The 5,874-nt window shown below is 55.2% G+C and carries 3 protein-coding genes; 2 read left to right on the top strand and 1 reads right to left on the bottom strand.

Features of this window, described 5'->3' with window-relative positions:
* Positions 1 to 1,021, top strand: a 1,021-nt coding sequence (locus tag ACWVCN_RS01090; protein ID WP_455243657.1) for an STAS domain-containing protein, incomplete at its 5' end; no start/stop codon positions are given.
* Between the two features lie 600 nt (positions 1,022 to 1,621).
* Here ACWVCN_RS01090 and modA read toward each other — a convergent pair.
* A complete protein-coding gene (gene modA, locus ACWVCN_RS01085) occupies positions 1,622 to 2,410 on the bottom strand; it encodes a molybdate ABC transporter substrate-binding protein (RefSeq protein ID WP_455243656.1) in 789 nt (262 codons plus the stop codon).
* Between the two features lie 284 nt (positions 2,411 to 2,694).
* Between modA and ACWVCN_RS01080 the strand changes: the two genes are divergently transcribed.
* A partial coding sequence (locus tag ACWVCN_RS01080) for an efflux RND transporter permease subunit (RefSeq protein ID WP_455243655.1) occupies positions 2,695 to 5,874 on the top strand: 3,180 nt, incomplete at its 3' end.

Below are 5,874 nucleotides of genomic sequence, written 5' to 3'. Positions count from 1 at the left end.
GGCGGAAGTTGTCATCATGTTGCTGGTTCTATTGACAACGGTGCTGGCGGACCTGATTACGGCCGTCGGGGTCGGGGTTGTGGCGGCGAGTCTTCTGTTTGTCAAACGCATGGCTGACATGGAGCTCGCGAGCATGCACATCATTACCGGCCATCAGCCCGAAACACCCTTAAGCAAAGAGGAGGCTGAGATTCTCGCTCAGAACAACGGGCGGATCATTTTGATCCATATCGACGGGCCGATGAGCTTCGGTTCCGCCAAGAACATGGTCCGACGGCTCGAAGGGGTTCGCAGTTGGGGGAACTTTCAAACAGTCGTGCTGGATCTTTCGGATGTGCCGACGGTTGACGGCACCTCCGCTCTGGCTATCGAAGACATCATCCGTATGACGACAGCCCATAAACAACAGGTGTTGCTCGTAGGGCTGCGACCTTCGGTCGTCGAGGTTTTGGAGGGAGTCGGTGTCTTGTCGCTGACCCCGCAGAACCATCGATTCAGCCGGCGTCTCGATGCGTTGCAGCATGCTGCCCGCGAGACCGGCGTGCCCAACACCAACCAGCATCCTCCCGTGGTCGGGGGCCGCCCGTACCTCTATCTTCAAGAGTCGCGTCCAACCCACCACGGCTCCCAGGCCGTCATCGTCCGTTGTTTCGACGACCGCTTTTGGCAAACCTCCAAGGGGTTTCTGCAGTTTTATGGAATTCAGCGGTTCGAAGGGATTACCGTCGCCGGCGGGGCAAAGGCGTTCTCGTCTATGGAGCCGACACAGGAATTCGGGTTCATGATGGCAGAACTCAAAAACGTGCTCAACGCTAGCCGTGCCACGCGCTGTCTCCTGTTCACCCATCACGACTGCGGGGCCTATGGCGGATTATCGAGGTGGAATGGAGATCGAGAAAAGGAGTTGGCGTTTCACCGAAGCGAACATGAAAGGATTCTCGCCAACCTGCGGGGAGAGTTCCCTTCGCTGAAAACAGAAATCTTCTTCATCGACCTTTCCGGAGTGATGAAGATCGTCTGATTGTTTCATGCACTCTGACTGATGGGGCAGGCTGAAAGTCCCACCATTGCCCCGATCATCTGCTCCATCGCGTTGCTCTAGGCAACTCCGTCGCATTTCTCCTGCCGTCCGAGTGGCCCCAAGAGGGTGAAAACGTATTGGTCCGTGATCAAACCTTTGTGCTGTCTTCTACGAAGACAACGCGGTATCCGTTATGTGTTAGAAAAATGAACGATCCGTTTCAACGTCGAGGGGGTGCCTGGTGACTCGCCGCACGGCCGTCAGGTGCCTGCAAGTTGGTTCCACTCTTAGAGGATTCGTTTCAGTCGGATAGCTGCACTTCTTAGGTAGGACAATCGAAGCGGAACAGAAGAGATAAAAGTATATGCGGCTCGTACTAAGGCTGAGTCAAATGTCGTCGGCACCAGGGTAGGGGGCAGGGAATATTGATTAAGAGTCCAATCCCCATGTGCTCCAAAGGAGCACTGCGGCGATGGCCATCATGATCCAGGCCACTCCGCGATCCCCAATATATCGAAAGATCTGCTCAGGAAGCTCTTTCATCGACGAACGAACCTTTCTACCTAAGAATGCATAACTCAAATCAAGGATTGCGTCACATCATCCATTCTGTGAAACAGGATCAAACCCGTAATTGACCAAGAGTTTCTGAATACGGGAACTCATGAGAAAATCTGAAAACTGCTTGGCGGCCCCGCGCACATTTTCCCGGCAGGTGGACACCACTGCATGCCCGAACTGCACCGGCACGTAGGTTCCGATCGGGGCTTCATCGCTGATGCGCACTTGCCCTCCATTGATGGCATCGATTCGATAGACCAGGCCCACATCAGCCTTGCCGGCGTGAATCAAACTCATGATGTCTTCACTGTGCGGAGCGTGGAGAATGTGAGGACCGGTTTGATAGGTCAGGTGATGCTTGGTCAGCGCCCTGGCTGTGATATCTCCTAGAGACGACGTCCGAGGATCTCCCAGAGCGATGCGGGTAGTGTGATCGGGCAGTGCATCGTGAAAGGAAACTAACGTAGCCAGGGAGTTCGCTGACATGACGAGGACCAGGGAGGTCTGTGCGTAGATACGAGGTTCACCGTTGAGCGTCAGACCTTTCTTGTGGAGTGAGTCGACTTCAACCGTTCCAGCTGCTAGGAATACATCGATTGGTGCACCCTGTTCGATCTGTCGGCTCAGAGTTCGTGAGGGGCTATAAACGACCTCCACTGGCACCCCATACTCTCGTTCGAACATCGGCAGAATTTCTGTAAGGGCCGTTCGCAAGCTCGGGGGGGCCCCCACTGTCAGAGTTACTGCGTGAGCGTATCCCCCTGTTAAAATGGCAGCTGAAATTCCGCAGAGGATTCCCACTGTCATGCTCAGTCTTCGCATTCCCATCACGCTGCTCCACATTCTGGCCCTACCATCGCGGGAGGCCTTGTGAGAGTCTTTGAATTCCAGTCTCTTCATGACCCAATTCTTTGACACGCTTGGAATACACAATCCGCAACCCACTGAATCCAACAGCAAAATCAATACCAATTTTGGTGTTAAATCTCCGGTTTACAGCCCTTCAGCACAACCGATAGAATCTCAGAAAATTCTAGGGATTACGTACTTTCGCACGGGCCGCACACCTGGCGCATATCCACGCAGTCGGAGAAATTGAGCGATATCGCTCGATGCGCTCTGTGCGAAAGTTCCTGGTCAATGTGTTTATCGGTATTAGGACCTTGCCTCCGGTTCCGAGCGAATCTGCTCGCGTATATGGGACTGCGTCATATGGGCACAGATGGGACGAAGCGGCACAAACATTGCTGCGGTCAGTTCTGCGCATGATCCAACTAGTCCACATTGCACTGCGAAGGCCCTACACGTTTGTCGTTCTTGCGATTTTGATTGTCTTGTTCGGGGTCACGACGGCGGCCCATATGCCGACAGACGTGTTCCCGAATATCTTGATCCCCGTCACCTCTGTTGTCTGGGCTTACGACGGACTGTTGCCCAAGGATGTGGAAGGTCGGATCACGTATATCTTCGAACGGTTCCTTACGTCGACGGTTGAGGGGATCAAATATATCCAAAGCCACTCCTATTTCGGTAGCAGCATCATCAACATCTTTCTTCAGGATGGAATTGATCGCGGCGGCACAGAGGCTGATATTGCGGCAATCTCGCAGACAGTGGTGAAAGCGCTTCCGCCGGATATTTCACCGCCCATGGTCATGCGTCTCGCGCCCTCCTCGGTGCCCGTAGCCACGCTACAGGTGACGTCCGACACACTGACCCAGGCGGAGCTTTATAACCTCTCGATCATGCGTATCCGGCCGTTGCTTGTGACCATCGAGGGAGCAATCCTCCCGCATCCCTACGGCGGGCAGGACATGCAGATCATGGTGAATCTTGACCAGCAGAAATTGCTTGCTCGTCACCTGACCCCTGCCGATGTCCATGAGGCTCTTAGTAGACAAAATCTTGTGCTGCCAGGAGGTGACCTGAAGATTAAGGAGACTGATTGGATCGTCCTCACGAACGCGACTCCGCTGCAAGTGGATGATTTCAACGAGATTCCGATTAAGCGAGAGGGTAACGCCTTCATACACATGCGCGACGTTGCCGATGTGCGCCTTTCCGGACGGGTTCAAACGAATATGGTGCTGGTAGAGGGCAAGCAGGCGGTCATCATTGTCGTGATGAAGAGCAGCGAGGCCTCGACTCTGGATGTGGTCGACGGAATCAAGAAAATGATCCCTCGCATCGAGAAAGTTGTGCCGGAGGGTGTGAAGGTCGAACTCCTAAACGATGCCTCGACCTTTGTAAAGGATTCGATTAAGGATGTCGTGCACGAAATGGTGACCGCCGCGGTGCTGGTCGGCCTCATCGTGCTTTTGCTCCTCGGATCCTGGCAGTCAACGGTAATCGTAGCCACGACGATTCCGCTTTCGATTCTCACTTCCCTTGTCGTCCTTCACTGGGCCGGACAATCGATCAATGTCATGACCTTGGGTGGTTTGGCGCTTGCTGTCGGTGTCCTCGTCGACAATGCAACGGTTGTGATCGAGAATATTGACACCCATCTCGCCATGGGCAAGCCATTGGAAGACGCGATCATCGATGCTTCCAGGCAGATCGTGCTTCCGACGTTTGTTGCCACCCTTGCCATCGCCATCGTGTGGTTTCCACTCTTTAAACTCAGCGGCGTCTCCGGCTGGCTTTTCACGCCAATGGCAGAGTCGATCATCTTCGCAATGCTCGCTTCGTTCGTTCTGTCGTTCACACTCTTGCCGACTATGGCCAAGTACATGTTGGTGGGCCATACGGTGCCCCATGCGGAAGAACACGGTGGCTGGCACAAGCCGCACGCGGCACTCGGCTTCTTTGCCCGCTTTCAGCAGAGGTTTGAACAACGTTTCGACGCGTTTCGGGACGCTTACAATGCGCTGCTTGAACAGGCGGTTGCTCATCGAGTAGCATTCGTTAAAATCGCCCTGGTGTTCGCGCTGGGCTCCATGACTCTGTTTTTTGTCAGTGGCCGCGACTTTTTCCCCGAGATCAAATCAGGAACGTTGCAGATGCATATGCGGGCGCCGCTCGGGACGCGTATCGAAGTGGCGGGCCGCATCGCGTCACTCGTTTCGAAGGACATAGCGCAACTTCTTCCTGGGCAAGTCGAAAGCGTCGTCAGCAACTGCGGCCTGCCCGTTGGGCCTCACAACCTCGCCTTCATCCCAACTCCGACGATCGGCTCGCAGGATTGCGATATGACCATCTCCTTGAAGAACGAAAAGTCACCGGTGTGGGACTATCGCCGCATCCTCCGCAAAGGCCTTGTCGAGCGATATCCCGGCACGGAATTCACGTTTCAGCCGGCGGACCTCACCGCGAAGATTCTCAACTTCGGGTCGCCCTCACCGATCGACGTGCAGATCAATGGTCCGGATAGTGAGCATAACTACGAGTTTGCACGGAAACTGGCAGGCAAGCTGCGACGGATTCCCGGCGCGAGCGACGTGGTGATTCAGCAGACGATGCGCACACCGACGATGCTCGTCGAATCCAATCGCGCCTTCGGGCTCGGCCTTAACCTCACTCAGAAGGATGTTGCCGGCAACCTCCTTCTGACGACTGCCGGCAGCCAACAGGTAGACCAGCAATATTGGCTAGATCGGAAGACCGGGATGTCTTACCGGATCAACGTCTATACCCCTCAACCGCAATTGACCAGCGTCAAAGACCTGATGACTGTGCCGGTCAACCGAGATGACGGCAAGTCGTCAGATACGAACCTGAAACTGCTCGGCAACATGGCCACGTTGACCTCAATTGGAACGCCAGGTGTGATCACTCACGGGAATATTATGCCTCTGTTCGACGTCTATGTGTCGGCCGAAGGCCGCGACCTCGGCGGCGTGCTTGCGGACGTGGAGAAGGTAGCGGATAGCATGAAGGAGGAACTGCCGCGCAGCGCGGCACTTACCATTCGTGGTCAGGCTGAAACGATGCACGATGCCTATGTCGAATTGATGATCGGGCTGGTGGTCGCCATTGTTTTGGTCTATCTCCTGATCGTCGTCAACTTCCAATCCTGGCTCGACCCCTTCATCATCATTACGGCCTTACCCGGGGCGTTGGCAGGCATCGCGTGGATCTTGTTCGTGACACACACAAATCTGTCCACGCCCGCGCTAACCGGCGCCATCATGACGATGGGGACGGCGACAGCCAATTCGATTCTGGTTGTGGCCTACGCCCGCGACCGGCTCGCCGTCCACGGCGATGCGCTGCGGGCAGCCGTCGAAGCCGGGAAAGCCCGGATTCGCCCGGTGCTCATGACAGCCTCAGCCATGATCATCGGCATGTTG

It is taken from the genome of Petrachloros mirabilis (assembly GCF_975968855.1).
Note: the sequence above shows the minus strand (reverse complement) of the source record. Positions and strands in the feature narration are given on the sequence as shown.